Source organism: Pseudomonas sp. St316 (assembly GCF_018325905.1).
GTDB lineage: Bacteria > Pseudomonadota > Gammaproteobacteria > Pseudomonadales > Pseudomonadaceae > Aquipseudomonas.
In genome coordinates this window covers 3,987,688-4,011,984 of the sequence record NZ_AP021901.1, presented here as the reverse complement: position 1 = coordinate 4,011,984, position 24,297 = coordinate 3,987,688, and the positions used below count along the sequence as shown (strand labels likewise).

The 24,297-nt window shown below is 59.9% G+C and carries 23 protein-coding genes and 1 pseudogene; 13 read left to right on the top strand and 11 right to left on the bottom strand.

Annotated elements, in window-relative coordinates; genetic code table 11:
• Positions 1-2: 2 nt before the first annotated feature.
• The 4 genes from KI237_RS17660 (at position 3) to KI237_RS17645 (ending at position 3,787) form a co-directional block, all read left to right on the top strand.
• The gene (locus KI237_RS17660; protein WP_212796361.1) at positions 3-614 is read left to right on the top strand and encodes a flavodoxin family protein; all 612 of its coding nucleotides are present in this window, start codon (positions 3-5) and stop codon (positions 612-614) included.
• Positions 615-619: 5 nt separating this feature from the next.
• Positions 620-1,525, top strand: a complete 906-nt coding sequence (locus KI237_RS17655; protein WP_212796360.1) for a DMT family transporter — start codon at positions 620-622, stop codon at positions 1,523-1,525.
• Complete coding sequence (locus KI237_RS17650; RefSeq protein WP_212796359.1) at positions 1,512-2,396, top strand: alpha/beta fold hydrolase; 885 nt, start codon at positions 1,512-1,514, stop codon at positions 2,394-2,396. Before KI237_RS17655 ends, KI237_RS17650 begins: the two co-directional genes overlap by 14 nt.
• Before the next feature lie 185 nt (positions 2,397-2,581).
• Positions 2,582-3,787, top strand: a complete 1,206-nt coding sequence (locus tag KI237_RS17645; protein WP_212800637.1) for a DSD1 family PLP-dependent enzyme — start codon at positions 2,582-2,584, stop codon at positions 3,785-3,787.
• A 43-nt stretch (positions 3,788-3,830) separates the two neighbouring features.
• Here KI237_RS17645 and KI237_RS17640 read toward each other — a convergent pair whose 3' ends face one another.
• Both KI237_RS17640 and KI237_RS17635 read right to left on the bottom strand, forming a co-directional pair.
• On the bottom strand, positions 3,831-5,051 hold the full coding sequence (locus KI237_RS17640) for a multidrug effflux MFS transporter (protein ID WP_212796358.1): 1,221 nt from the start codon (positions 5,049-5,051) through the stop codon (positions 3,831-3,833).
• A gap of 287 nt (positions 5,052-5,338) precedes the next feature.
• On the bottom strand, positions 5,339-5,980 hold the full coding sequence (locus KI237_RS17635; protein ID WP_212796357.1) for a LysE family translocator: 642 nt from the start codon (positions 5,978-5,980) through the stop codon (positions 5,339-5,341).
• Positions 5,981-6,192: 212 nt separating this feature from the next.
• Here KI237_RS17635 and KI237_RS17630 point away from each other — a divergent pair, with 212 nt between their 5' ends.
• A complete protein-coding gene (locus tag KI237_RS17630; protein WP_212796356.1) occupies positions 6,193-6,462 on the top strand; it encodes a YceK/YidQ family lipoprotein in 270 nt (89 codons plus the stop codon).
• Positions 6,463-6,551: 89 nt separating this feature from the next.
• Positions 6,552-7,166, top strand: a complete 615-nt coding sequence (locus KI237_RS17625; RefSeq protein ID WP_212796355.1) for a LysE family translocator — start codon at positions 6,552-6,554, stop codon at positions 7,164-7,166.
• Positions 7,167-7,267: 101 nt separating this feature from the next.
• Here the strand turns inward: KI237_RS17625 and KI237_RS17620 are convergent, their stop codons facing one another.
• Complete coding sequence (locus KI237_RS17620; RefSeq protein ID WP_212796354.1) at positions 7,268-8,137, bottom strand: NmrA family NAD(P)-binding protein; 870 nt, start codon at positions 8,135-8,137, stop codon at positions 7,268-7,270.
• A 160-nt stretch (positions 8,138-8,297) separates the two neighbouring features.
• On the opposite strand from KI237_RS17620, the pseudogene KI237_RS17615 reads away from it, so the two are divergent.
• Positions 8,298-8,430: pseudogene (locus KI237_RS17615) on the top strand (LysR family transcriptional regulator); the annotation flags it as partial.
• A 12-nt stretch (positions 8,431-8,442) separates the two neighbouring features.
• On the opposite strand, the gene KI237_RS17610 reads toward KI237_RS17615, so the two are convergent.
• Positions 8,443-8,901, bottom strand: a complete 459-nt coding sequence (locus KI237_RS17610; protein ID WP_212796353.1) for a winged helix-turn-helix transcriptional regulator — start codon at positions 8,899-8,901, stop codon at positions 8,443-8,445.
• Between the two features lie 125 nt (positions 8,902-9,026).
• Here KI237_RS17610 and KI237_RS17605 point away from each other — a divergent pair, with 125 nt between their 5' ends.
• Complete coding sequence (locus tag KI237_RS17605; protein ID WP_212796352.1) at positions 9,027-10,313, top strand: MFS transporter; 1,287 nt, start codon at positions 9,027-9,029, stop codon at positions 10,311-10,313.
• Between the two features lie 139 nt (positions 10,314-10,452).
• On the opposite strand, the gene KI237_RS17600 is transcribed toward KI237_RS17605, so the two are convergent.
• Positions 10,453-11,343 carry a LysR family transcriptional regulator gene (locus KI237_RS17600; RefSeq protein WP_003200706.1) on the bottom strand — a complete coding sequence of 297 codons (891 nt, stop codon included), beginning with the start codon at positions 11,341-11,343 and terminating at the stop codon, positions 10,453-10,455.
• Positions 11,344-11,512: 169 nt separating this feature from the next.
• Between KI237_RS17600 and KI237_RS17595 the strand changes: the two genes are divergently transcribed.
• From KI237_RS17595 to KI237_RS17575, 5 genes are all read left to right on the top strand, one after another.
• On the top strand, positions 11,513-12,595 hold the full coding sequence (locus KI237_RS17595; RefSeq protein ID WP_212796351.1) for a 4-oxalomesaconate tautomerase: 1,083 nt from the start codon (positions 11,513-11,515) through the stop codon (positions 12,593-12,595).
• A 41-nt stretch (positions 12,596-12,636) separates the two neighbouring features.
• Positions 12,637-13,962: a C4-dicarboxylate transporter DctA gene (gene dctA / locus KI237_RS17590; RefSeq protein WP_212796350.1), complete on the top strand. Its 1,326-nt coding sequence runs from the start codon at positions 12,637-12,639 to the stop codon at positions 13,960-13,962.
• Positions 13,963-14,101: 139 nt separating this feature from the next.
• Positions 14,102-15,406, top strand: coding sequence for a CitMHS family transporter (locus KI237_RS17585; RefSeq protein ID WP_057447967.1), 1,305 nt, complete (start codon positions 14,102-14,104; stop codon positions 15,404-15,406).
• A 94-nt stretch (positions 15,407-15,500) separates the two neighbouring features.
• Positions 15,501-16,754 (top strand): OprD family porin, encoded by a 1,254-nt coding sequence (locus KI237_RS17580; protein ID WP_212796349.1) that lies wholly within the window; start codon positions 15,501-15,503, stop codon positions 16,752-16,754.
• Between the two features lie 251 nt (positions 16,755-17,005).
• Positions 17,006-18,262 (top strand): MFS transporter, encoded by a 1,257-nt coding sequence (locus tag KI237_RS17575; protein WP_212796348.1) that lies wholly within the window; start codon positions 17,006-17,008, stop codon positions 18,260-18,262.
• Between the two features lie 266 nt (positions 18,263-18,528).
• Here KI237_RS17575 and KI237_RS17570 read toward each other — a convergent pair whose 3' ends face one another.
• From KI237_RS17570 to KI237_RS17545, 6 genes are all read right to left on the bottom strand, one after another.
• On the bottom strand, positions 18,529-19,074 hold the full coding sequence (locus KI237_RS17570; RefSeq protein WP_249410625.1) for a sensor histidine kinase: 546 nt from the start codon (positions 19,072-19,074) through the stop codon (positions 18,529-18,531).
• An 18-nt stretch (positions 19,075-19,092) separates the two neighbouring features.
• Positions 19,093-20,016 (bottom strand): fumarylacetoacetate hydrolase, encoded by a 924-nt coding sequence (locus KI237_RS17565; protein ID WP_212796347.1) that lies wholly within the window; start codon positions 20,014-20,016, stop codon positions 19,093-19,095.
• Complete coding sequence (locus tag KI237_RS17560) at positions 20,016-21,281, bottom strand: MFS transporter (RefSeq protein ID WP_212796346.1); 1,266 nt, start codon at positions 21,279-21,281, stop codon at positions 20,016-20,018. The genes KI237_RS17565 and KI237_RS17560 overlap by 1 nt, the downstream gene beginning before the upstream one ends.
• A 132-nt stretch (positions 21,282-21,413) precedes the next feature.
• Positions 21,414-22,463, bottom strand: coding sequence for a type III polyketide synthase (locus tag KI237_RS17555; RefSeq protein ID WP_212796345.1), 1,050 nt, complete (start codon positions 22,461-22,463; stop codon positions 21,414-21,416).
• A 158-nt stretch (positions 22,464-22,621) separates the two neighbouring features.
• Positions 22,622-23,062, bottom strand: a complete 441-nt coding sequence (locus KI237_RS17550) for a Zn-ribbon domain-containing OB-fold protein (RefSeq protein ID WP_014337947.1) — start codon at positions 23,060-23,062, stop codon at positions 22,622-22,624.
• A 10-nt stretch (positions 23,063-23,072) separates the two neighbouring features.
• Entirely contained in the window at positions 23,073-24,269 is a 1,197-nt protein-coding gene (locus KI237_RS17545; protein WP_212796344.1) for a thiolase family protein, read from the bottom strand.
• Positions 24,270-24,297 lie beyond the last annotated feature (28 nt).

Below are 24,297 nucleotides of genomic sequence, written 5' to 3'. Positions count from 1 at the left end.
TCATGAATCTGACCATCATTGTCGGGTCAAGCCGACCTTGTGGTGTCAGTGCACGGGTGGTGGCGCTGGTGCGCCGCCACCTGGGCGAGGAGGTCGCGGTCGATGACATCTGGCTCAAGGATTACCGGATCGACTACTGCGACGCCGACAACGCCTGTTCCGACCAGGACTGCCAAGTGCAGGACGACGTCGGGCAGTTGGTGGCGCGGTTGGACCGCGCCGATGCGGTGCTCTATCTCCCCGTCATGCATGCCTACGGCACCAACAGTCGCTTCCAGGCGTTCCTGGAGCGAGTCGGCTATGGCTTCCTGCGGCCACGGGAGCGTCCGCTGCGCGACAAGCTCGCGGCGATTGCGGTCGTCGGCCGACGCTATGGACACACGGCGGTTTTCTCCCAGGTCGCGTTGAACGTGCTGCTCAACAAAATGATTCTGGTCGGCTCGGGATTTCCGCCGTGTTTCCAGACCCAACTGGCCCACGATCCTGAAGCGGAACAGGCCCTGCGCGAGACATTGGACCGGCTCTGTGAGCATCACAGTCGACTTAACCCCCCAGCCCTTGCGACAGGTAAACCGGAAAGAATCCTGCGGCCCATTCAATTTCAGAAGGGATAACTGTCATGCCATTGAAAGATTCATTGCTCGCGTTACTGGTCGCGTTTCTCTGGGGCGCGCAGGTCACTGCAGTGAAAATCGGCGGCGCCGAGTTGCCGCCGATCCTCATGGTCGCCATGCGCTACGCGATCATGGCGCTGTTTCTCCTGCCGCTGCTCAAGCGCGTCAAGCGTGAACAGTTTGCGTCCGTGGCCCTGGTTGCCACGATTACCGGGACCTTGCATTTCGGTTTGCTGTATTGCGGTATCGCTCGGGTAGACGCCTCTACCTCGGCGATCATCTATCAACTGGCGGCACCGTTTACCCTCGTCCTGGCATTCGCGTTATTGGGGGAAGTCCTGAAACTGCGGCTCCTGGCGGGCATCCTGCTGGCGTTCGCCGGCGTCCTGGTGCTACTGGCTACACCATCGGCGGGCGGGACGTTCATCGGCATGTTGCTGGTGGCGCTGGCGGCCTTGGCATTTGCTGTCGGGTCAGTGTTGACCAAGCGTCTCGGGCCCCTGGATCCGCTGGCCTTGAGTGCCTGGACGGCGGTCATCGCCGCACCGCAACTGTTGCTGTGGTCGTTCGTCCAGGAAGGCGAGCAATGGACACGCGTCTACACGGCCAGCGCCCAGGCGTGGTGGGCGGTGCTCTACACCGCACTCAGTGGTGGTCTGCTGGGGTTCGGCCTTTGGTTCTGGTTGCTCGGCCGCAACTCGATGCAGCAACTGAGCCCGTACCTGCTCCTGGTGCCGGTGTTCGCGATTGCTGTCAGCCAGGTCATGCTCGCCGAAGGTTTCAGCCAGCGCCTGGTGATCGGCGCCGTGTTGACGTTGTCAGGTGTGGCGCTATGCCAACTGCGCCTGCCGGCAAGATTCTTCCTCAAGGCCAGTAGCAAAGGACAAGGAGTGGCGGATGAACCGCGTTGATCGACTGCTGCTCGGCACTTTGCGCCTGGTCCACCGCTGGCAGTTCGGTTTGAAACTGCGCTGGCACACCGGTACACAGGGACGCCTGGCCTATCTGCAAAGCCCTGCACGGCACCCGCGGACAACGCTGGTCATGCTCCATGGCTTGGGTGCCAGCAAGGACCAGTGGGGCCCCGCGATGCTGGGCATGGCGCGCCATCACCCTTGCGTTTTCGTCGACTTGCCGGGGCATGGCCAATCCGTGTACGAGGCGGGTGCTGGCTTTGGACCCCAGGCAATGCTGGCGGAACTCGAAGGCTTGCTGGATACGCTGGTCGAGGGCCCCTTCGTGCTGGTCGGCAGCTCGTTGGGTGGGTGCGTGGCCGGCCTGTATGCCGCCAAACACCCGCAGCGTGTCAGTCACTTGGTCTTGCTGGCGCCTGCAGGTCTGGGCGAGCAAGCGCTAGGCCCCGCATTGAAAGCCAGCCTGCAAGGGGCGGGGACGGTGTTTGGCTATCGTACGGTCGAGGAGATGAAACGCTTCTGGAGCCTGGTATTCAAGGCGCCGCCCGAGGTAGGAGGGCGCTTGGCCCAGGCCATGGCGGCCAGCGGCAGGGCGAGGTTTGCGGCGGTGCAGCGCGTTGTCGAGGATTTTCGTCGTGAAGGCCTGGACGTGCTGCTCGGACGGTTGCCACAGATTGCAGCCAAGACGCTGGTGATCTGGGGGCGGCATGACCAGGTGTTTCTGCCGGCGACCCTGGATAACCTGCTCCAGCAACTGCCCGATGCACGCGGCGAGTTCATCGAGGACTGCGGGCATGTGCCCTATCTTGAACGGGGCGCTGATGTGGTGGCGGCCATCACACGGTTCATTGCAACGTCCAGGGGTTAGGAGGATTCGATCAAAGCCTGGCCGCCAAAGTCCTCTTTCTGACCTCCCATAGCCTCAACAGCCGGGTATCGCTGCCGTAACGTGCACCTGACTGCGCACGCAGAGGGAGCGTCCTGATGAATCGTAGAACCTTTATGCTCGGCACCGCAGGAGTGGGTGCATTGATGGTCGGGGCGGGGGCGCTGTTGCGTCCGAGCGATCGGGGCAGCCCATACAACGAGTACTTCGGCGCGCTGAACCAGGAGCTGAAGCGCCATGGGCCGATGCGCCCCGTGATGCTGATTGACCTGGACCTGCTCGATCACAATATCAATGTGGTCAAGCAATCCGTCACCCGCGCCGGTAAACATTTGCGCCTGGTGGAAAAGTCCCTGCCATCACCGGGACTGCTGGCGTACATCGCCAAACGTACCGATACCCGACGGCTGATGTCGTTTCATCAGCCGTTTCTAAATCACGACGCGGTGACATTTCCCGAGGCAGACATCCTGGTCGGCAAGCCTTTACCGGTACGCTCGGCCGAAGTGTTCTACCAAACCCACAAGGGAACCTTCGACCCTTCCAGGCAACTGCAATGGCTGCTCGATACCCCCCGGCGGTTGATGGATTACCTGGCATTGGCGCAAGGCCTGGGCATCCGGATGCGGATCAATATCGAACTGGATGTCGGCCTGCACCGCGGCGGAGTCGCTGACCCCGCGGTACTCGGCGAGATGCTGACGCTGATCGATGCCCATGCGCAGCAGCTCGAATTTGCCGGCTTCATGGGGTATGACCCGTTTGTCGGCATGGGCGTGCCCCAGGTCCTCGGTTCGTCCCAGGCGTTGTTCGACAAGGTGATGGTCATTTACAACGGCCATGTGCATTACCTACGTGAACACTTCCCCGCGCTTTGGCACGAAGGGCTCACGCTCAATACGGCCGGCAGCCCCAGCTACGGTATACATGAGCAGGAACGCCTGAGCAGTGAGGTCTCGGTGGGAACGGCGTTTCTCAAGCCGACCCATTACGACTTGCCATCGCTGGCCGAGCATGTGCCGGCGGCCTTTATCGCAACGCCCGTGCTAAAGAGCACTGGCGCCGTCAATTTCCCAGCCCTGGATGACAAATCCCGATTGTTTTCCTGGTGGGACCCTAATCAGCGCGCGACATTCTTCCTCTACGGCGGTAACTGGATGGCCGAGTTCGAATCACCCAAGGGCCTGCAAAGCAATGAACTCTATGGTCGCAGCTCCAATCAGGAAATGGTCAACGGCTCCCCGGCCGTAGGGTTGAACGTGGAGGACCAGGTGTTTTTACGGCCGACCCAGACTGAATCCGTGCTGCTGCAATTTGGCGATTTGCTGGCCGTGCGCGGCGGGAAGATTGTTGAAACCTGGCCCGTGTATTGATCGAGCATGGAGGCAACCTTTTGGCTTGGCCGAGAAAGCGCCCTCAAAGGCTACCGCGCAAGAGAAACAGCACCAGCGCCACCAGGCAGGCCGTCGCCTGAATCCCACCCAGCGTCGTGACGGGTGCGAAGCTCAAGACCGAGGCCAGCCAGGTGGTCAGCGCAGCCGCACCCATGGAGAGAAAACCCAGCAGTGCGGAGGCCATCCCGGCTTCTTTGCCGAACGGCCCCATGGTGATTGCCGTGCCCAGCGGATTGGCCAGGCCCATGCCCCACAGGAAGGTGATCATCGAGAGGGCATACCACCCAAGACCCGGCACGGTTGGACCGACGAGCAGCAGGCCGCCGCCGGTCAGGGCGCAGGCAATGCCTGCGAGTGTGACGATTCGGGTGCCATGACGATGCGCCAGGCGCGGAGCCGCCATGCCGGCTGCGAACACGACGAATACCGTAGCGGCGAAATACAGGCCGGTCTGCAACGAGGTCAGGCCGATACCTTTCATCAGGATGGCGGGCGCCGCCGCGAACGATGCGAACAGGCCGCTCATCAGCAGGCTCATTGAAAGAGCAGGGAGGATGAAGCGCTTGTCCAGCGCCAATCTGCCATAGGCGAGCACTACGCTCTTGGCCGAGTGCGGTGCCCGCCGATCGGCGGGATGGGTTTCTCCGAGGTCGCGCACGTAGAAAAAGGCCAGTACCACGGCGGCCAGACCCACCAGGATGAAGATGGCACGCCAGCCGAGCGTGACGGACAGGACGCTGCCGGCCAGCGGCGAAAAACCCGGCGCTGCGGCAGTGGCGATCATCGTCAGCGACAGGGCCCGGGCGAGCGTCTCGCCTTCAAACAGATCCCGTGCGATGGCGCGCGACAGTACCGAGGCCGCACACACCCCCAGCGCCTGTACGACGCGTCCGGCGATCAGTACATCGAACGTGCTGGCAAGCCCCGCGATAACGGTGCCGACCACGAACACCGATAGGCCGCCCAGCACCAGTTTCTGGCGCCCATAGCGGTCGGCCAGTGGCCCGACCACCAATTGGCCCAAGGCGAATGTGATGAAGAAGCTGGACAGTGTCAGGCCGAGCTCGCGAGCGGTCACGCCCAGGTCTTCGCCGATATCGGCAAACGCCGGGAGAATGATGTTGGTGGAGAGCATGCTGATCGCCGCCAGGCCTGCAAGCAGCGCCACGATTTTGCCGGTCAAGGGTTGTGTGGAGGCGTGCGGTTGCGCAGCGGTAATTGCCAATGAAGTTCTGGCTTGCATACATCCTCTCTTATGCTTGGTTGGCGGGAAAAGACGTTGAGGGCAGCCGCCAAGACTGTGGTTCGCGATATCGGCGCAGTGACGCAGCCTTGAACATGACGATCATAATATTTTGCAAATATGATGATCGTAATCTCTGCCGTCAAGTTAAATATCCGAATGCGCAGGCAGGATTCACTGTTGCCAATAAGTGGGGGCGAGGTAGAGCGGATGGGGAGGGTGTGAGGTCGACGCTTTTTCAAGCGTCATGCCCCCCGGTATCTGGTAGCTCCAGATCGAAAAATGCCCTAAACGGCCGGTCGACGCATCGCCAGGATGGCCGCACCGAAGCCGATGAACGTCGAGCCAACGAGCCGGCTGATCCACACGGAAAATTCGGGCCGTTTCAGCACGCCTTTGGCCTGGGCCGCAATGGCGGCATACAGGCTCAAGGAAACCAGCGACAAGCCTGCGAATATCGAGGTGAGGAGCAGAAACTGCGGCAGCAGTGCAGCGCTCTGGTCGATGAATTGCGGGAACAGGGCGGTGAAGAACATCGTCGCCTTGGGGTTGGTGATGGCTGTCAGGAAGGCCGACTTGTACAGCTTTGAACGCGATGGCTTGCTGGTTTTGCCATCGACTTGCACATCCTGCGCGAGTATCGGGCTCTTTTTGAACAGCTGCCTGGCGCCCAGGTAGAACAGATAACCCGCCCCCAGGACTTTCACAGCGTTGAACAGCCATTCAGAACTGGCGAGCAACGCGCCCAGGCCCAGCATCGCGGCGGCCGACAAGCAGAACAGCCCGCTGGCGTTGCCCACCGACGACCACACCGCGTAGCGCGGCCCGTAGGCCAGACTGTTATTGATCGCCATCAAGGTGGCAGGACCAGGACTGGCGATGGCGATGGCCGCGACCAGGGTAAAGGCGAGAATTGAGTGCAGTTCCATTGTTCACATTCGCGACTGATTGACAGGATGTGCATCCTACAGGAGAACCTGGGGTCGTCTGAATACAGCCGCCATAACGTTTTTATCGGTGCAGCCGCGCTCGGGGTGTTCATCGAGTGGTTCGCGACCCTGCTGGGGCCTTGCCTTGAGCGCGGCGCCGTTGGGGCGGCTTTAATGCTACAGTCCGGCCTTTCCTGGGGGAGGGGCGCGTCATGCGGATCGTAGTAATGGCTTTGACGATGGCGCTGCTGGGCGGATGCGCCACGGCCAACGAAACCTTTGGCATGGGACAGCTCTGCGGCCTCCATCCTTACTGCGGTGCGGCGACTGATATCGAGATCATCAAGGCCTCGACGAATGACAACGACGTGTATTCACGTGCGCTGGCACCGTTTGCAGTCGTCGACCTCCCTTTCAGCATCGTCGCCGATACGCTGATCCTGCCTTATACGATTTTTCATATGAGGCCTGCCGAGGAGTAGGGGTGTTGCCTCGACGGGTTGAATCCGTGGTGCAGCAGTGCGGCTTTTTTTGGTAACGATCACCGACTACAGATCTCGCGAGGACGCACATGATCGACGGTTCCGCTGTCTTGACAGTTTTTTTGGTCTACCTGGCTGGTGTCGTGATTCCTGGACCGAATTTCGTCGCGGTGGTCCATAAGGCGGTGGCTGCTACGCGTTCTGACGCTTTGGCCTTGGTGGCGGGAATCGTGCTGGTCAACCTGTTCTGGTCCACCTGTGCGATTGCAGGTCTCGGGGTTGTATTTGCTGCGCTCCCTTGGGCTGCGCTGGTTGTGAAGATTCTGGGCGCAGCCTACCTGATGTGGTTCGGACTCCGACTGCTGATCAACGCGGGGAAGAATGCGCCAGGCCCGCTGAATGATGCTGTCGATGGTAGTTGCCGCCAGTCCTTTATTCAGGGGGTGGTCACCAACATTGGTAACCCCAAGTCCATGGCTTTCTATGCCGCTGTTTTTTCAGCTGCGGCGCCCGCCCATGTTTTGCCAGGTACGTTTTTGTCGATGCTGGCAGTTGTCGTGGTGGTTTCAATGGCCTGGTATGGAATGGTCGCAATTGCGCTTTCGCAACCGAGGATTGCTTGCGCCTATCAAGGGCGAAAAAAAGCAATCGATCGATTGTGCGGTGGTTTGATTTTGTCTCTAGGGGTTCGCCAGTTGGTTTAGCCAGCAGGCTGTTGCTGGAGCAAGCCTTCGTCGTTGCACGCCAGGTCGGTCATAAGCGCATCGACCTGGCGCTGGACGAGATGACTGTACTGCCCCAGTTTTCAAACCCCCGCAGTGGCCTCGCGGACGAAGTCTTCGTAGGTACGCAACGGACGCCCCAGGATCGCCTGTAGCCGGTCCACGGTTCCTTCAGCAGCCCGCATGCCAAACGCCTGGATACCGGACATCATCAGGCGCATGTCATAAGCCAGCCAGGCGGGGCCGTACGCGGCCAATTGTGCTTCGAAGGCGGCCACATCGTCACCGCCGTAGGCGATCTCGCGACCCAGGGCGGAACTCCAGATCTTCGCGGCGGCGGCACCGGTCAGTGCTTGTGGGCCGACCAGCTCCAAGGTGACCCGATCCAGCGCCGAAGGTGCCCTGTCGCGTCGCAGCAACTCGGCAGCGGCGATATCGGCGATGTCGCGTGCATCGATCATCGAGACGCCCGCCGAGCCGATCGGCATCGGGTACACCGAGTAGTTCTCAATGGTCTGCTGGACCATCAATTCGTTTTGCATGAAGTACGCCGGGCGCAGGATGGTCGCCGGGATGTCGAGGCTTTCGATCATGCGCTCGACCGTGTGCTTGCCGGTGAAGTGCGGCACCTGGGTGAACTTGTCGGCATGAATCACCGACAGGTAGACGATGCGCTCGATGCCGGCCTCGCGAGCGAGGTTCAAGGTGATGAGGGCTTGTGTCACCTCGTCGGGCGTCACGGCGTTGAGCAGGAACAGCGTACGCACCGACGCCAGCGCCTCGCGCAGCGAAGGGACATCGGTGAGGTCTGCAACGACTTCAGTCACGCCCGCCGGGAATGTTCCCTTGCCAGGCTGGCGCACGAGGGCCTTGACGTCGGCGCCTGCGTCGGCGAGGTGCTGGATGATGAGTGAACCGATGGTGCCCGTGGCGCCGGTAATGAGAATGCTCATGTTGAATCTCCTGCAAAAGGGTGGGTAGTCGGAAAAGTCCGCTACGGCCTTGTCGGCCCGTTGCGATGATCAAACGATATGCCGTTGCAGAAACAAAACGAAGACGCCAGGATGTAGACACTCCGTTTCAAAAGTGGAACAGCATGAGCCTGAATGCGCTGGCACGGTAATGGGCAAAGAGGCTGAACTCTGGGTCTTGCACATCCCGGCGTCTTGCTGCGCCGAAGGTGCGCGCATTTGTCGATCTCATGTGCGCCAGGTACCCGGACATGTTCCTGGTACTGAAGGGATAGGGACGATCAATCTCACGTCGGGTTGTCGGCAATGAACCTCACCCTGTGGCAATCGGCCGGGCCGAGTTTCTGACCGCTCGAGGAGCGCACATCCATCGGCATGAGGGCTTGCCCGGACGTGTTGTCCAACAGCACGGAACGCGTTTCCCCCGGCTCGAACAGGAAGCGTTCGCCCCATTGCCTGAGGCTGACCACGACCGGAAAGATCTCCCGGCCTTTGTCCGTCAGGACGTACTCCTTGTAGGCGCTTCCATCTGACGCGGGGCGAACGTCGAACACACCGAGCTCGACCAACGCTTTGAGTCGCGAAGCCAAAATATTCTTGGCCACACCCAGGCTTTTTTGAAATTCGCTGAAGCGGCGAATGTCGTCGAATGCGTCACGAATGATCATCAGCGACCAGCGATCGCCAATCACGTCCAGTGCCCTGGCTACCGGGCACTCGCTGTTTTGCGGTGAAGCGTTTTCCATTGTGTTGGCCTATGAAAAAGGATCGCCAGGTGCGGTCGATATCTGTGGTTGCAAATTGAAACCTGATCGAGCAACAATCGATGCAGGTTTTTAATTGAAACCAGTTTAGCGCCAAGGAGGCGTGCATGACAGCAGATGCCGATTGTTTGACCCGGCAGCCTTCGGGAAATCAGGGCGGCGAGGGAGCAAGCTCCCTTGCCACGGGCTCCTTGAATGAACCGCAATGCCCGGGGCTTTCGCGCTCGCTTACGTTGCTGTTTTCCGTGACCTGCGCACTGGCCGTTGCCAATGTCTACTTTGCCCAGCCCTTGCTCGCCTCGATGGCCGAGAGCCTGGGCGTCGCTTCGGGATTGATCGGGGTGGTGGTGACTGCCACCCAGGTGGGCTATGCGCTGGGGTTGCTGTTCATCGTCCCGCTGGGGGACAGGGTCAACCGTAAACGGCTGGTTTTCGCGCAATTGGTGTTGTCTGCGCTTGTGCTGATGGCCGTCGGCGCAGCCCAGCACTGGTTGGCGTTGCTGGGCGCCATGATCGCGATGGGGTTGCTGGCGGTGGTCGTCCAGGTGCTGGTGGCCTATGCCGCCGTGCTGTCCTCACCCTCTCAACGGGGACAGGCAGTGGGAACCGTTACCAGTGGCGTTGTCCTGGGTATTCTCCTGGCACGGTTTACCTCTGGAGTGATCGCCGATCTGGCGGGCTGGCGCGGGGTTTACTTCGTGTCCTCGGGCCTGATGCTGGCCATTGCGGCGGTGTTCTGGGCCGTGGTGCCTGCCGCCGTGGCGCCGCGTCACCGGCAGCCCTACCGGGTGCTCATCCGCTCGCTGTTCATGCTGTTCGTGACTGAGCCGATGCTGCGGATCCGAGGGTTGCTGGCTTTGCTGATCTTTGCCGCTTTTTCGGTGTTTTGGACGGCCATGGTGCTGCCGTTGAGTGCCGCGCCGCTGTCGCTTTCACACACGGCCATCGGCCTGTTCGGCCTGGCCGGTGTCGCTGGGGCCCTGGCGGCCAGAAGCGCCGGTCGTTGGGCCGATCAAGGTTGGGGGCAACGTGTCACCGGCTTGTCGCTGGGGCTCCTGACGCTTTCCTGGTTGCCCATTACGTTTGCCGAAACCTCCCTGATCGCATTGGTCTGCGGCGTGGTGTTGCTCGACTTCGCGGTGCAGGCCGTGCACGTCACCAACCAGAGCTTGATTTTCGAGGCCCGGCCCGACGCCCAAAGTCGCATGGTCGGCGCCTACATGTGTTTCTACTCGGTGGGCAGTGCACTGGGCGCGTCTGCCGCGACCCAGGTCTATGCACTGTGGGGTTGGATGGCGGTCAGCCTGCTGGGCGCCTTGATTAGCCTCGCCGCATGGCTGCTGTGGATTGCCTCGATGCATTTTTCAACAACACTGGTTGGAAGATCAGCATGAAAATCGGACACCTGTCGCGCCCTTGTCGCTCTTGGTGCCGGTGTTCGGCCTGCTGAGTTCGGCGCTGATTTTTGATGAGCACCTGTCATTCAACAAACGCATTGCCGTCGCGCTCATCGATCCAGGGATTGGGCGCGCTTCATTGCGGCCACTGTTCAAGCAGGATCGAGACGAATTTCTCCGCAGCCGGAGAGAGCGATGCGCCCCGGCGGTAGACCAGGCCCAGCGAGCGGTTGACCACCGGCTCGATCAGCGGCACGCTGACCAGCGTTGGATGATCCCCGGCCGGCATCGCCAGGCTGGGCATCGCCGACACACCGAGACCAGCCTCGACCAATCCCAGCGACGTAGACAGGTGCTGCACTTCGTAAAACCACTGCGGGCGCCAGCTCAGGCCCGACAGCGCGTGGTCCAGCAGCATGCGGTTGCCGCTCAGGCGACCAACGCCGATCAGCCGATAATCACTGAGTTCCGACCAGGTAACCGCACTGCGTTCAGCCAATTCATGATCGCGTCGGCAGGCCAGCACAAAGGGTTCGTTGACCAGGGGCACGAACTCGATGTCCGGGTGCTGGCCGCTCATCATGTTGATGCCGAAGTCGGCTTCGCCGCGCAGTACAGCTTCGAGCCCTTCGTTGGCGCTGAGGTCGAGCAGGCGGATGCGGATTTTCGGGTAGCGCTCGTTATAGAGGCGAATCACCGAAGGCAAGAAATAGAAGGCCGCCGTAGGAATGCACGCCAAGGTCACCCGGCCGATCTGTCGCTCGGCCAGCTCGCGGATATTGAGAATCGAGTCGTCGAAATCATCCAGCAGGCGCCGTGCCTTGGGCAGGAAGTCACGGCCGACACTCGTCAGGCTGACCTTGCGGGTCGTGCGATCGAGCAAAGCGGTTCCTAGGCCTTCCTCGAGTTTTTTCATCCGTCGGCTCAAGGCTGGTTGCGACAGATGCAGCGCGTCGGCGGCCTCGTGGAAGCTGCCGAGTTCGGCGATTTTCACGAAAGATCGGATGTCCTGGAGTTCATATTCCATGTGCTACCTCACCGGGGAAGGGCCGTGCGCGATGGCAATCAGCGTAAAGTAATTCATTTGTGAAACGCAATAATCGCTCTGATCTTTGCATTGGAAACACTTTTCAAACCCTGCCACTCTTGTTTCCAGAGCATCAATTATCCAGATTGATTAACAAGAGTTAGTGATCATGCAGCGAATTCCTTGTGTGCTAATGCGCGGCGGTACGTCCAAAGGTCCGGTATTTCTCGCCTGGGATCTGCCGGTCGCCATCGCTGAGCGTGATGAGCTGCTGCTCAACCTGATGGGCTCCGGCCATGAGTTGGAAATCGACGGCATCGGGGGCGGCAGTCCACAGACCAGCAAAGTGGCGATCGTCAGTCCGTCGCTGCACCCTGACGCGGATGTCGATTATTTGTTTGTCCAGGTCATGGTTTCCCAGCGTCGGGTCGATACCGCCCCTAATTGCGGCAACATGCTCTGCGCCGTCGGCCCGTTCGCTATCGAGCAGGGGCTGGTCAAGCCTTCCGGTGACCTTACCCGGGTGCGTATTCGCAACCTCAATACCGGGACCTTCGTGAATTCCGACGTGCAAACCCCAGAAGGCAAAGTCAGCTATGAAGGCGACACCGCCATCGATGGCGTGCCCGGCACAGCCGCTGCGGTGCAACTGACCTTTCTCGATGCGGCGGGCAGCAAGACAGGGAAACTCTTTCCCACCGGACAACCTCAGGACCTGATCGACGGCATCCCGGTGACCTGCATCGACATGGCGATGCCGATGGTGATCGTTCAAGCCAGTCAGCTTGGCAAGCGCGGCGATGAAAGCCCCGCTGAGCTGGACGCCGATAAAGCCTTCCTGCAGCGCCTGGAGTCCCTGCGACTGAAAGCCGGCCTGGCCATGGGCTTGGGTGATGTCAGTGACAAGGTCATTCCCAAACCGGTGCTGGTGTCTCCGGCCAAGTCTGGAGGGACGGTCCAGGTGCGTTATTTCATGCCCCACAACTGTCACCGTGCCCTGGCGATCACCGGCTCCATCGGCTTGGCCACTGCGTGTGTGACCGAGGGCAGCGTCGTCGCGCAGCTGCTCGGCACAATCAACCAGCCGCGCTTGCAGCAGGTTCGTATCGAACACCCCAGCGGCGGCATTGATGTCGTACTGTCCTACACCGGCGAAAACGGTGAGACCATTCGGGCCTCGGTGGTGCGTACCGCGCGCCGGCTTTTCTCTGGTTTCGTCTACGCCACGGCGTCCCAGCGGCTGGCCGGATAGCCCGGGCAGCCATGGTCGTTTGCATCAGAACAATTCTAAAAATGGGTGATGCCATGAAAGTTGTTAAATCGCTCTACTTCCAGATCATCTGCGCTGTGCTGCTGGGCGTGGTCTTCGGGCACTTTTGGTCGCAACAGGCAATTGCCTTGAAGCCGCTGGGTGATGCCTTTATCAAGCTGATCAAGATGATGATCGCACCGGTGGTGTTCTGCACCATTGTCACTGGCATCGCCGGCATGAGCGACAAGCGTTCGCTGGGGCGTTTGTTGAGCAAGACCCTGCTGTTGTTCCTGGCGCTGACGGTGATCAGCCTGATCATCGGCCTGGTGTCGGTCTACCTGTTCAAGCCCGGCGCAGGCATGAACATCGATCCGACGCAGTTGAGCACCCAAGGGCTGTCGCAGTACACCGAATCCGCCGCGAAACTGAGCGTGGTGGACTTCTTCATGCACATCATTCCCGACACCTTCATCGGCGCTTTCAATAAAGGCGAGGTGCTGCCGGTGCTGTTTATCGCGGTGCTCTGCGGTTTTGCCTTGTCGTCCTTGGGCGAGCGCGGCAAGCCCGTGCTGGAGGTCCTGGAATCAGCTTCGCACATGGTGTTCAAGATTTTCTCCTACCTGATGCGTTTCGCTCCGATCGGCGCGTTCGGGGCCTTGGCCTTCACGGTGGGGCAGTACGGCATCACGTCGCTGGGCTCGCTGGCCAAGCTGATCATGACCTTGTACATCGCCTGCGCCTTCTTCGTCTTCGTGGTGCTGGGCAGCATTTGCCGCGCACACGGCTTTAGCTTATGGAAGCTGTTGCGTTATCTGCGTGAAGAATTCCTGGTGGTGCTGGGGACGTCATCGACCGAACCGGTGATGCCGCGGATGTTGGAAAAGCTCCAGGCCCTGGGGTGCAAGAAGGGGGTAGTGGGACTGGTGCTGCCCACCGGGTATTCGTTCAACCTCGACGGTACGGCGATCTACCTGTCGCTGGCGGCCATCTTCATTGCGCAAGCCTGCAACATCGACCTGACGCTGACCCAAGTCATCACCATGCTGGCGATCATGTTGCTGTCTTCAAAGGGCGCCGCAGGTGTTACCGGCAGCGGATTTGTCGCCCTGGCCTCGACCCTGACGGTTATTCACGACATTCCCCTGGCGGGTCTGGCCTTGTTGATCGGGATCGACCGATTCATGTCCGAAGCACGGGCGTTGACCAGCCTGGCGAGCAACGCCGTTGCGACCGTGGTGATCTCCCTTTCGGAGAATGCCTGCGACCGCGACGTCCTGCTACAGACCCTTGATGGCAAACCCGCCCTGACGCAGACCCAGGCAACGGACTCAGGCTGGGACGAGACGAAGGTCGCCAAACACATCTAGCCGCTCGCGGCTGACTCGACAGCACTGCATCCGCTCACTCACTACCTGCGCCAGGCACATTTTGCGTGTTGCCTGGCGGGTTGGGGGGCGTGCGCCTGAATGTCAGCCAAGCTACTCATAACAACAAGAGAACTGACATATGCTCGCTTTACTTGGCTTGGCCATGGTGGTGGTCTTTACCTTCCTGATAATGACCAAGCGGTTGTCACCGATCGTCGCCCTGACGGTGGTGCCCATCGTCTTTGCCGTGCTCGGCGGCTTTGGCGGGACCACCGGCAAGATGATGTTGGACGGCCTGAAAATGGTCGCGCCGTCGGCGGCGCTGCTGTTGTTCGCGATCCTGTTTTTCGGCCTGATGATCGACGCCGGTCTGTTCGACCCGCTGATCCGCAAGATCCTCAAGCGGGTCAATGGAGACCCGATGAAGATCGCCGTGGGCACTGCGCTGCTGTCGCTGTTGGTGGCGCTGGACGGTGACGGCACGACGACTTACATGATCACCTGTGCCGCGATGTTGCCGCTGTACAAACGCATCGGCATGAACCCGATGATCCTGGCGACGGTTTCCATGCTCTCCTTGAGCATCATGAGCGGCATGACCCCTTGGGGCGGCCCGGCGACCCGCGCGATCGCAGCATTGGGCCTGGATGCCGGTGAGTATTTCGTGCCCTTGTTGCCAACCATGATCGGCGGGGCGATGTGGGTGGTGTTCACGGCGTTCCTGCTGGGCCGTGCCGAGCGCAAGCGCATCGGTAACGTCCAGCTGCAAAGTGGTGGCGGTAATTGCTACATCAACGCGATCATGGAGGACACACCACACAAGCGTCCAAAACTGGCCTACGTCAACCTGTTGCTGGTGGTCGCGGTGATGGTCGCGCTGGTGATGGGGCTCATGCATTCGGCAATCCTGTTCCTGATCGGTTTCGTCCTGGCGCTGATGATCAACTATCCGCAGCTGGACATTCAGAAGGAACGCATTCTCGCCCATTCGGGCAACGCCATGACGGTGGTCCTGCTGGTGTTTGCCGCGGGCATCTTCGCCGGGATTTTTTCCGGGACGAAAATGGTCGATGCGTTGGCACAAACCCTGGTCGACTGGATTCCGCCTTCCTGGGGCCATCTCTTCCCGCTGGTGGTGGCGATTACCAGCATGCCGCTGACCTTCGTGCTGTCCAACGATGCCTACTATTTTGGTGTCGTGCCGATCCTGGCCAACGCTGCTGCCGCTTACGGTATTGATCCGGTCGAAATTGCCCGGGCGTCCATTCTCGGCCAACCGGTGCACCTGATGAGCCCGCTGGTGGCCTCGACCCTGTTGCTGGTGGGCATGGTGGACCGCGATCTGGGCGACTTCCAGAAAGCCACCGTGAAATGGGCGGTGCTCACGTCCCTGGTGATCACTGCACTCGCCCTGTTGACTGGGGCGCTGACGCTGTTCTCCTGATCCACCCGACACGCCTTCGCTTGCTGCCTGACACGCCTGCGCAAGCGGGTGTGCGCTGGCTTGCACGCCAAATAACAACAACGAGTAGCTCGACATGACCACTTTGCTTACCCGCGGGGCTTTGTTTCCAATCCTTGGGCTGTTGCCCCTGGCCTCGGCCAGCGCCGAAGGTTTCATCGACGACAGCAAGCTCAAGCTGCAATTGCGCAACGTCTACTTCAACGAAAATTTTCGCGATGAGCACGGTATGAGCGCACGGGCGGCGAGGACCGCCAAGAGTGAGCGCACCGAATGGGCCCAGGGCTTGCTGCTGGATTACCAATCGGGCTTTACGCCGGGCACCATCGGCTTCGGGGTCGATGCCCTGGGCCTGCTCGGGGTCAAGCTCGACTCCGGGCGTGGCCGCAGCGGCACCGGCCTGCTACCGGTGCATGACGACGGTCGCGCCGCCGACGAGTTTGCCAGCGCGGGGATGACCGCCAAGGCCAGGGTGGCCAAGACCACGATCAAATACGGCACCTTGCTGCCCAAGACCCCGGTATTGGTCTACAACGATGCTCGGCTGTTGCCCCAGACTTACCAAGGCACCCAGATCAGCAGCAATGACATCGACAACCTCACCATCACCGGCGGGTATCTGGAGCGTTTCAAGCTGCGCGATTCGAGCGACAGCGTGCCCATCGTGCCCGATGGCTACGGCGGCGATAAGTCGGGTGACTTCAGCTATGCCGGTGCCGACTACACGTTGGGCAAAAACGTCCGCCTGAGCTACTTCCATGGCGAACTGGAGAATTTCTATCGACAGGATTTTGCCGGTATCCAGCATGATCTGCCCTTGGGTGCTGGGGTATTGACCAGCGACCTGCGCTACTTCAACAGCGTCGAATCGGGTTCGGCCTACGGCGGCAAGATCGACAACGACATGCTCAGTGGGCTGCTGTCCTACGCCGTTGTCGGCCACACACTGAGCGCCGGCTATCAAACCCTCAGCGGCGAGGCGGGCTTGCCTTATGTCAGCGGCGCCACGGTGTACTCCTTCAGCAACGTCGGGATCGGCAAGTTCATCGAGGAAGACGAGAAGACCTGGATGCTCGGTTATGGCTACGACTTCGCTCGCCTCGGTGTGCCCGGCCTGACATTTTCCACCCGCTATCTGAGCGGCAACGACGGCAAGTCCAATACCACCGTCAAAGAGTGGGAGCGTGATGCAGAGATCGCTTACGTGGTGCAGCAGGGTACGTTCAAGGGGCTGGGGGTGAAGGTGCGCAACTACGTCTATCGCTCGGACTTTTCCCGTGGCCGTGACAGCAACCGGATCTACTTCACCTACGATATTGCCCTTTGGTAGGACGCCGTGCGTGACGGCCGGCGCCTTGGCGTAGCGCATCCCCAGGGCACGCATCCAACCCAACAACCCATGTGCGAGCTTGCTCGCGATGGAGGTGTCAGATCCAGCATCATCGTTGGCTGATGGTCCGCCATCGCGAGCAAGCTCGCTCCCACAGGGAAAGGGCCCCGTGCTCATCACGGTGGCCCGGTTCGATTCTTTGCGACATCATGGCGTCAATTTTCTTTGGGCCAATGCCCGTCGAGGCCGCCGTGGATCGAAACCTGGACCGACGTAACAACCTTTCCCTGGATGGGCTGAATTTTTTCCTCGCGGATGTACGCGATGGGCTGGGTCCTTACCTGGCGATCTACCTGCTGGCGGTGCATCGCTGGGACCCGGCCAGCATTGGCGTGGTGATGACAGTGGCGGCGATGGCCGGGCTTGTTGCCCAGGCCCCCGCCGGAGCACTGATCGACCGGGTGCGCAGCAAGCGCGCCGTAGTGGCCGTGGCTGCCTTGTTGGTGACGCTGGGTTGCCTGGTGCTACCGTTCACTTCTTCCTTCGGCATGGTGGCGTTGACCCAGGCGCTCGGCGCCGTGGCGGCGTCGGTCTTCGCGCCAGCGATTGCGGCAATTTCCCTGGGCATTACCGGCGCCAGGGCCTTTACGCGGCGCACTGGGCGCAATGAAACATTCAACCACGCGGGCAATGCCTGTGCAGCGCTGCTGGCGGGTGGGTTCGCCTGGCTGTTCGGTCCCATTGCGGTGTTCTATCTGATGGCCGCGATGGCATTGGCCAGTATCGTGGCGGTCAGTTGCGTGTCTGCCGAGGCCATCGACCATGACGTGGCCCGGGGCCTGGAAGCCGGTCAGTCGGTGCAGGGCCCGACACCCTCGGCGCTGCGCGTGTTGCTGGATAACCGCACGCTGCTGTTGTTCGCTATCTGTTGCGGGCTGTTTCACCTGGCGAACGCGGCAATGCTCCCGCTGGTCAGCCAGAAGCTCGCCCAGGCCAATGCACACCTGGCCACGCCGCTGACGTCGGCCTGTATCGTCGCGGCGCAACTGGTCATGGTGCCCATGGCGTGGCTGGTCGGCGTCAAGGCCGATGCCTGGGGACGCAAGCCGTTGTTGCTGGCCGGCTTCCTGATCCTGCCCATCCGCGGTGTGTTGTACGTGCTCTCGGATGACCCCTATTGGTTGGTGGCGGTGCAGTTGTTGGATGGGATCGGTGCCGGGCTGTTTGGCGCGCTGTTTCCCTTGGTGGTCAAGGACCTGACCCAGGGCACTGGGCGTTTCAACGTCAGCCTCGGGGTGCTGTCGACAGTGTTCGGGTTCGGCGCGGCGTTGAGTAACAGCCTGGCCGGCTTTGTGGTGCAAGGGGCTGGCTACAGCGCGGCGTTCCTGACCCTGGCGGCGGTTGCTGCGTTGGCATTGGTTCTGTTGCTGGCGATGCCCGAGACTTTCCGGCCGAGCTACGCTCACCCGGCCGACACCCTTGCGGTAGCTGACGGTGGCATTGCCTGAGGTCGCGTATGTGGGAGCGAGCTTGCTCGCGATGGGGTCAGCACAGTTGGCATTATCTTCAACAGGCCCACCGCTATCGCGAGCAAGCTCGCTCCCACATTGGATTTTCGGCGGACATAAAATCCATGTGCACCCAAGCCCCCTGTGGGAGCGAGCTTGCTCGCGATGACGGTGGCACATCCAACATCGATGCCTGCTGGACCACTGCTATCGCGAGTAGGCTCGCTCCCACAGGGCAATTGGGAACGCCCGGCATCTGAGTCTAGTCATCCCCGTCGAGACAGCTGCAGCAACAAGCCTGGCTTCGCTCTCTTGGCTGAGAGCGTCCAGCCATGGGCCTGGGCGATTTCCTGGCAGATCGTCAAGCCCAGGCCGGCGCCATGGTCGCGGCGATGGGCTCCGCGCCAGAAGCGAGCGAACAGGTGCGGCAGTTGCTCGCGGTCCACCCCGGGACCCCAGTCTCGTACGCTCAGCTCATCCCGGCCGATTTCCACGCGCACTTCAGTGCCCCGAGGGGCATGTTGAATGGCGTTTTCCAGCAGGTTCTTCAGCAAGGTGAAGAGGGCGCTGCGATCCGCCTGCCATGGGGCACCGGAGCTAGCGTTTTGCGCCAGCACCAGGCGTACTTCGGCGGCTTCGGCCATGCGTTGCAAATAGTCGGTGGCTTCTGTCGTGATATCTGCCAGCTCGACTTCGGCAAACTGGTAGTTCTGGGCCTCACTGGCTTCGGTCAGTAGCAGCAGTTGCTGGACTTGACGGGTCATGTGGGCCACGTCGTTGAGCAGCGCGTTGCGACCATGACTGTCCTTCATCAATTATGGGGCTCGGGATCAGAACTTTTTAGACACGGGCAGGGGCCGGTCGATACAGTCATGCTCAGGTGCACGTCTCACAGGCAAGGGCATCAGCGAAACCAGTTCCTCTTCGACAATCTGATTGCTCATGGCCAATTCCAGCTCGGGGCAGTCAATGCTGAGCCAGTCACCGTGTTGGAGCGGCACATTGGTCGTGCGATGGCTCAAGCTGTGGAACACGTAGTGCACCAGCCCGGGCTCGAGAAACTGCTCATGTTTCTCCAGGAACTCTTGCGAGTATCGGCGCAAACTTTGCCAGCGATGCAAGCTCATCCGGTGGTGACTTGCCGCCAAGGGTTGGCCGTCGCGTTCTATCTGGACATTGATGGCCAGATCAGCCTGCAATTCTCCCACTATCAATGCCGGGGCAATCGCACAGGTGCGCAAGTGTGCATGGGTTGAAGAAATGGCGTCACGGCTGTGCAACACATGATCGTGAATGTCGTTGCCCAAGGTAAAGCCAATGAAGCGTAGCGCGCCAAACGGGTCGACCCAATAGAGGCAGACAATGCACGGCTCGCTACTGATGCTTTGTGAATGATAGGGCACCTGCAAAGGGTCGCCGTCGGTCTTGAGCAATCGACCGTTACCTTTGTAATACCAGGCTTGTTCTGTCTTGGCGGTACAGAGCGTGATTTCGCTGATCTGGACCAATAAGTTGTTGTCGGGCTTGAGCGGCGGTCGGTATTTCACCGCCGCAGGCGTAAGCGGGTAGGGCGTGGACGGCAGGTTCTTGAGATAGGACTCCCAGTCCATATTCCGATCCGCGCAATGGGCCAGGGCTTCATACAAATTGCCCTGGGGCGGACGCACCTCTCGGCTTTGCCCGGACTTGAAGTCAAATACGCCAAGGCCTCCTCGCGGCATTGGAGTGTCCAGCAACATTACATAATGGGTCATCACTTATCCTCCAGGGTCAAGCGTGCGGATAGGGGGGCGTAGTCCTTGAGTCCGTTGAAAGCCGGGTTTGCCTCTTTGAGCCATAGAGACAGCAAGCCCCCCGTGATACTTCCGGCCAGTGCCAGGAACAGAATCGCGGTAAGTCCCCACGTCATGGCGATGTAGCCGGCGACCACAGGCGCGACGCCCCCTCCAAGAATCTCTCCGCAGCCCACCACCAGCCCCGTCGCGGTGGCCAATAAACTGGGTGGCACTGATTCGCTGGTCAGTGGGCCGACCGTGATGCAGATCAGGCTGAAGTTGATAAACGACAAGAAGAATAATTGAAGGAACAGTAGCCAGGGCAACGGTGGGCTGATGATCAATAAACCCACTAACAGCGCGCTGATCATGAAGCAGATGGCAACCACGGGCTTGCGACCCAGTTGGTCGGACAAGCCGGGGATGACCAACTGGCCAAAAAAACCACCCAGGCCAATGGCGGAAATAATCATGGCCATGGAGAAATTGCTCAGGTGCAGAATGTCTGTCAGGTAACTGGGGAGCAGGGCACACAGAACGAACTGGCACGTGAGTATGCAAAGCATCAAGGCAATGTTGAGCCGCACATTCCCGCTGGACAGGGCCGTCCTCCACTGGCTTTTTGAGGCGTGTTCAATCGATGCCTCGCTGGGCACCTGGGTCGGTTGGTAGGTTCTATAGAGGTACCAGGCTACTAACAGGCCGGGTAACGAAATGATGGCGAACACGGCGCGCCAGGATCCGAACACTTCAAGCAGGACGCCGGCCAGCAGCGGTCCGAGACACAGGCCGATGATGGGGAACAAGGCCTGTTGAATCCCTAGATTGAGTCCGCGTCGGCAAGGCTGCGAGACTTCATCGGTGACAATGATACTGACTGGCGTGAAGGCTCCTTCGCAGACGCCCATCAAGGCGCGCAAGAGCACCAGGCCTACCAGGCTGGTGATCAATGCAGACGCACCGGCCAGGAGCGATAGCAGGGTGATCGACAGGACCAGCAACTTCTTTGGGCCCAGTACCCTGATGGCAGCACCCATGAACAAGGCAGAGCCTCCCCATGCAAATGCCAGGATGGCTGACAACATGCTCAAGTCCTGATAGTCCAGGGCCAAGTCATGCATGATCACCGGGAACAGCGGCATGATAATGAACCTGTCCAGTCCTACCAGCCCGAAGCTGAGCGACAGAAGCGTGATCATGCGTCTTTCATAGCCGCCCCAAGGTCGAGTGACCAGATACTTCATCTCCATGTTCCTTCCCCTTCTTTCCCTAGTGCTTTCGAAGCCCTCTCGAACGAGGTGAACGCCTGCGATCGATACGCCTGCAGCCAGGGGCAGGTGTGCCCCTGGCTAAGTGCCGGTGTTTTATCGGGGCTGTCAGGCAACCCACTTGCCCACTGCCATTTCAGCGGTGAAACCGGGGCCGAAGGCCGCCAGCATGCCTGTCGCGCCATCGACGGGCCCGCTGTCAAACTGGCGCTTGAGCACATCGAAGACCACCACGCTGGCGATGTTCCCGGCTTCGCTCAAGCTGTCACGAGACTGCGCGACCCGGCCGGGTTCCAGGTCCAGTTGCAGGACCAGTTCATCAAGAATTTTCCGTCCGCCGGTATGGAAGATGAAAAAGTCATTTTGAGCGCAATGTTGATTGAAGGTCTCGTAGTTCAACTCCTCCATCATCGGTGCGACATCTTTGATGGAGTTCATGACGGCCTTGTCCAGGGTAAAGTGAAAGCCACTGTCTTTAACGTCGTACTTAATGTAGTGCTCGCTGTCAGGCAGGAAGTAAGACCCGGTCTTGGCGATCTTGAAACCAGGCGCCTGGTCATCGGCGCGCATGACGCAGGCCGATACGGCATCGCCGAATAACGCCGCCGATATGAACGCGTGCAACTTGGTGTCCTGGGGTTGATAGCAGAGCGACGAAAACTCCAGGGAGACAATGAGGACATGGTTGTCCGGCGCCCGGCTGGCGAAGTCATTGGCTCGATTAATCGCCGCAGCGCCCGCCACGCAGCCCAATTGAGCGATGGGCAGTTGTACGGTCGACGTTCGCAGGCCCAGGTCATTGATCAAGTGGGCCGTCAGCGAAGGCATCATGAACCCGGTGCACGATGTCACCGCGACCATGCGAATGTCGTCGGTGGTCAGCCCGGCATTCTCAATGGCTTGGCGCGCCGCGATGGATGACATGCGGCGGGCTTCGCGCTCATAAACGATGCTGCGATGAGTAAAGCCGGTATGCACCGCCAGTTCATCGATAGGCAGGACCAAGTACCGTTCGTTCACCTGTGTGTTTTGAATCATTCGTTTGGCAAGTGCCATTCGTGGATGATCATCATGCAATTGCTCTAGATGCTCGATCATTTGTTGCTGAGTGATCTTGTATTGCGGGAACAGCAGACTGGGTTTGCAAAGAGTAGACATGACAAGTCCTCGGCTAATAGCCAATAAAGTTAGAAACACGTTTAAGGCAATGGCAGCAAAGCAGGACTCTGAAAAACAGAATCAAAGCAACGGGCTGGGAGGCCAAAAAACTTGACTGTTGTTATCGATAGCGCGGGCTGTGGCGGACGTCTTGTTTGTTATTTCACCAAGACAAACTTGTAGGCATATTGCCAGGCCAAGTTGCTTTCCCGGACATGTTTTCGAATAACCATGCGCACGGGCGCACCGCTGACGACTTGCCGCGGATCGATGACGTCAACGATTTCCGAGGCAATCACCAGGCCATCGTCCAGGCGCACCATCGCCATGAAGCGGGGCACGGTTTCGCCATAGCCCATGGCTGCCAGTATGGGGTTCTCGGCATGGGCGCTGACTTGGATCGTGCCGGTGCGTGCGCAGCGATACGGTTCTACATTCAACGAATTGCACGCGCCGCAGACGGTGCGCCGAGGGAAGAAAATTTCTTCGCAATCCTGGCAGCGGCTGCCTTCGAGACGGTATTTGCCGCCGTGCTCGCGCCACTCGCGCAACATGCTGGCGGTGGTCATGCGGTGAATTTGTTCAGGGTAAAGGGACATGGTCGGCTCCTTAATCGTTGGAAAGCACAATGACGCTGTTGTGCGCGGCATAACCGCCCAGGTTTTGCGAGACGCCAATACGAGCGCCTTTGACTTGGTTGTTGGACTCGCCGCGAAGCTGTCGGAACAATTCAGTGATGTGCAAAATCCCATCGCAACCGGAGGCGTGGCCGCGTCCGATGTTGCCCCCGTCAGTGTTCAGGGGAAGTTGCCCATCAAGGGCTATGCCGCCTTCCAATACAAAGTCGCCTGCCTGGCCCGGACCACATACGCCCATGGACTCCATTTGAATCAACCCGGCGCCCAGCAAGTCGTAGACTTGCGCCACATCGATGTCTTTTGCGGTGATACCGGCTTTTTTGTAGGCGATTTCGGCGCAGGCCATCGAGTTGGCGGAAACCGCCATGCCTACATCTTTTGGCAGCCCCGGAAATTGCAGCGTCGGGTTGTGATAGCGCGTGCCGAAATAGTGCGATACGCCGGTGTAGGCACAGCCCCGGATAAATACCGGTTGGGTCGTGTAACGGTGCGCAAGATGTTCGGCAACCAGGATGGCGCAACCGCTGGCTTCACCCCAGGCCAACATGGAGCCGCACGCTTCGCTGCTCTTGAGTGTTTCGAGGGACGGAATTGGTACGCCATAACGGGTGGCCGTGGGGGTGTTATGGGCATAGATGCGCATCTGTCGCCCAAACGTTGCCAGTACATCCGCTTCGCGTCCTGCATAACCGAACTTTTCAAAATATTCGGCGGTTGCCAGGGCAAAGGCGTCTGTGTGTGAGATGCCCAGGAAATAATCGTATTCACATTCAGTGCTCGAGCCAATGTACTCGGCGTAGTTGATGTGGTCGGTCATTTTTTCAAAGCCGCCGCACAGGACGATGTCGTATTCACCTGAGGCGACCATTTGGTGAGCCATCTGGAAAGACACCGAACTGCTGGTGCAGTTGGCCGTACTCATGAACGTGGGGGCAGGGCTGATACCCAGGGCATCGGAAATGGTCGGGCCCAGGCCTCCGTATTCGGAAATGCCTTCACCGTGGTAACCATAGGCAACTGCCTGGAGTTCGCGGGGATGCATCTTGATGGCGTTGAGCGCTTGGTAGGCGGACTCGACGATCATCTCCTTGAAAGTCTGACGAACTCTGGAACTGCCCGGTTTAGGGGTATAGGCAGCCGAAACGATAGCAACGCGTCGTGCGGACATAAAAAGGTGCTCCTTGCAGGATGGATTG

What these genes read in the sequence shown, in the direction of transcription:
- KI237_RS17595 (WP_212796351.1), top strand. Translation starts at nt 11,513, where the DNA reads ATGCAGCGAATTCCTTGTGTGCTAATGCGCGGCGGTACGTCCAAAGGT.
- KI237_RS17545 (WP_212796344.1), bottom strand. Translation starts at nt 24,269, where the DNA reads ATGTCCGCACGACGCGTTGCTATCGTTTCGGCTGCCTATACCCCTAAA.
- dctA (WP_212796350.1), top strand. Translation starts at nt 12,637, where the DNA reads ATGGGTGATGCCATGAAAGTTGTTAAATCGCTCTACTTCCAGATCATC.
- KI237_RS17600 (WP_003200706.1), bottom strand. Translation starts at nt 11,343, where the DNA reads ATGGAATATGAACTCCAGGACATCCGATCTTTCGTGAAAATCGCCGAA.
- KI237_RS17560 (WP_212796346.1), bottom strand. Translation starts at nt 21,281, where the DNA reads ATGAAGTATCTGGTCACTCGACCTTGGGGCGGCTATGAAAGACGCATG.
- KI237_RS17640 (WP_212796358.1), bottom strand. Translation starts at nt 5,051, where the DNA reads ATGCAAGCCAGAACTTCATTGGCAATTACCGCTGCGCAACCGCACGCC.
- KI237_RS17610 (WP_212796353.1), bottom strand. Translation starts at nt 8,901, where the DNA reads ATGGAAAACGCTTCACCGCAAAACAGCGAGTGCCCGGTAGCCAGGGCA.
- KI237_RS17655 (WP_212796360.1), top strand. Translation starts at nt 620, where the DNA reads ATGCCATTGAAAGATTCATTGCTCGCGTTACTGGTCGCGTTTCTCTGG.
- KI237_RS17635 (WP_212796357.1), bottom strand. Translation starts at nt 5,980, where the DNA reads ATGGAACTGCACTCAATTCTCGCCTTTACCCTGGTCGCGGCCATCGCC.
- KI237_RS17550 (WP_014337947.1), bottom strand. Translation starts at nt 23,062, where the DNA reads ATGTCCCTTTACCCTGAACAAATTCACCGCATGACCACCGCCAGCATG.
- KI237_RS17630 (WP_212796356.1), top strand. Translation starts at nt 6,193, where the DNA reads ATGCGGATCGTAGTAATGGCTTTGACGATGGCGCTGCTGGGCGGATGC.
- KI237_RS17620 (WP_212796354.1), bottom strand. Translation starts at nt 8,137, where the DNA reads ATGAGCATTCTCATTACCGGCGCCACGGGCACCATCGGTTCACTCATC.
- KI237_RS17585 (WP_057447967.1), top strand. Translation starts at nt 14,102, where the DNA reads ATGCTCGCTTTACTTGGCTTGGCCATGGTGGTGGTCTTTACCTTCCTG.
- KI237_RS17555 (WP_212796345.1), bottom strand. Translation starts at nt 22,463, where the DNA reads ATGTCTACTCTTTGCAAACCCAGTCTGCTGTTCCCGCAATACAAGATC.
- KI237_RS17650 (WP_212796359.1), top strand. Translation starts at nt 1,512, where the DNA reads ATGAACCGCGTTGATCGACTGCTGCTCGGCACTTTGCGCCTGGTCCAC.
- KI237_RS17625 (WP_212796355.1), top strand. Translation starts at nt 6,552, where the DNA reads ATGATCGACGGTTCCGCTGTCTTGACAGTTTTTTTGGTCTACCTGGCT.
- KI237_RS17565 (WP_212796347.1), bottom strand. Translation starts at nt 20,016, where the DNA reads ATGACCCATTATGTAATGTTGCTGGACACTCCAATGCCGCGAGGAGGC.
- KI237_RS17580 (WP_212796349.1), top strand. Translation starts at nt 15,501, where the DNA reads ATGACCACTTTGCTTACCCGCGGGGCTTTGTTTCCAATCCTTGGGCTG.
- KI237_RS17605 (WP_212796352.1), top strand. Translation starts at nt 9,027, where the DNA reads ATGACAGCAGATGCCGATTGTTTGACCCGGCAGCCTTCGGGAAATCAG.
- KI237_RS17570 (WP_249410625.1), bottom strand. Translation starts at nt 19,074, where the DNA reads ATGAAGGACAGTCATGGTCGCAACGCGCTGCTCAACGACGTGGCCCAC.
- KI237_RS17660 (WP_212796361.1), top strand. Translation starts at nt 3, where the DNA reads ATGAATCTGACCATCATTGTCGGGTCAAGCCGACCTTGTGGTGTCAGT.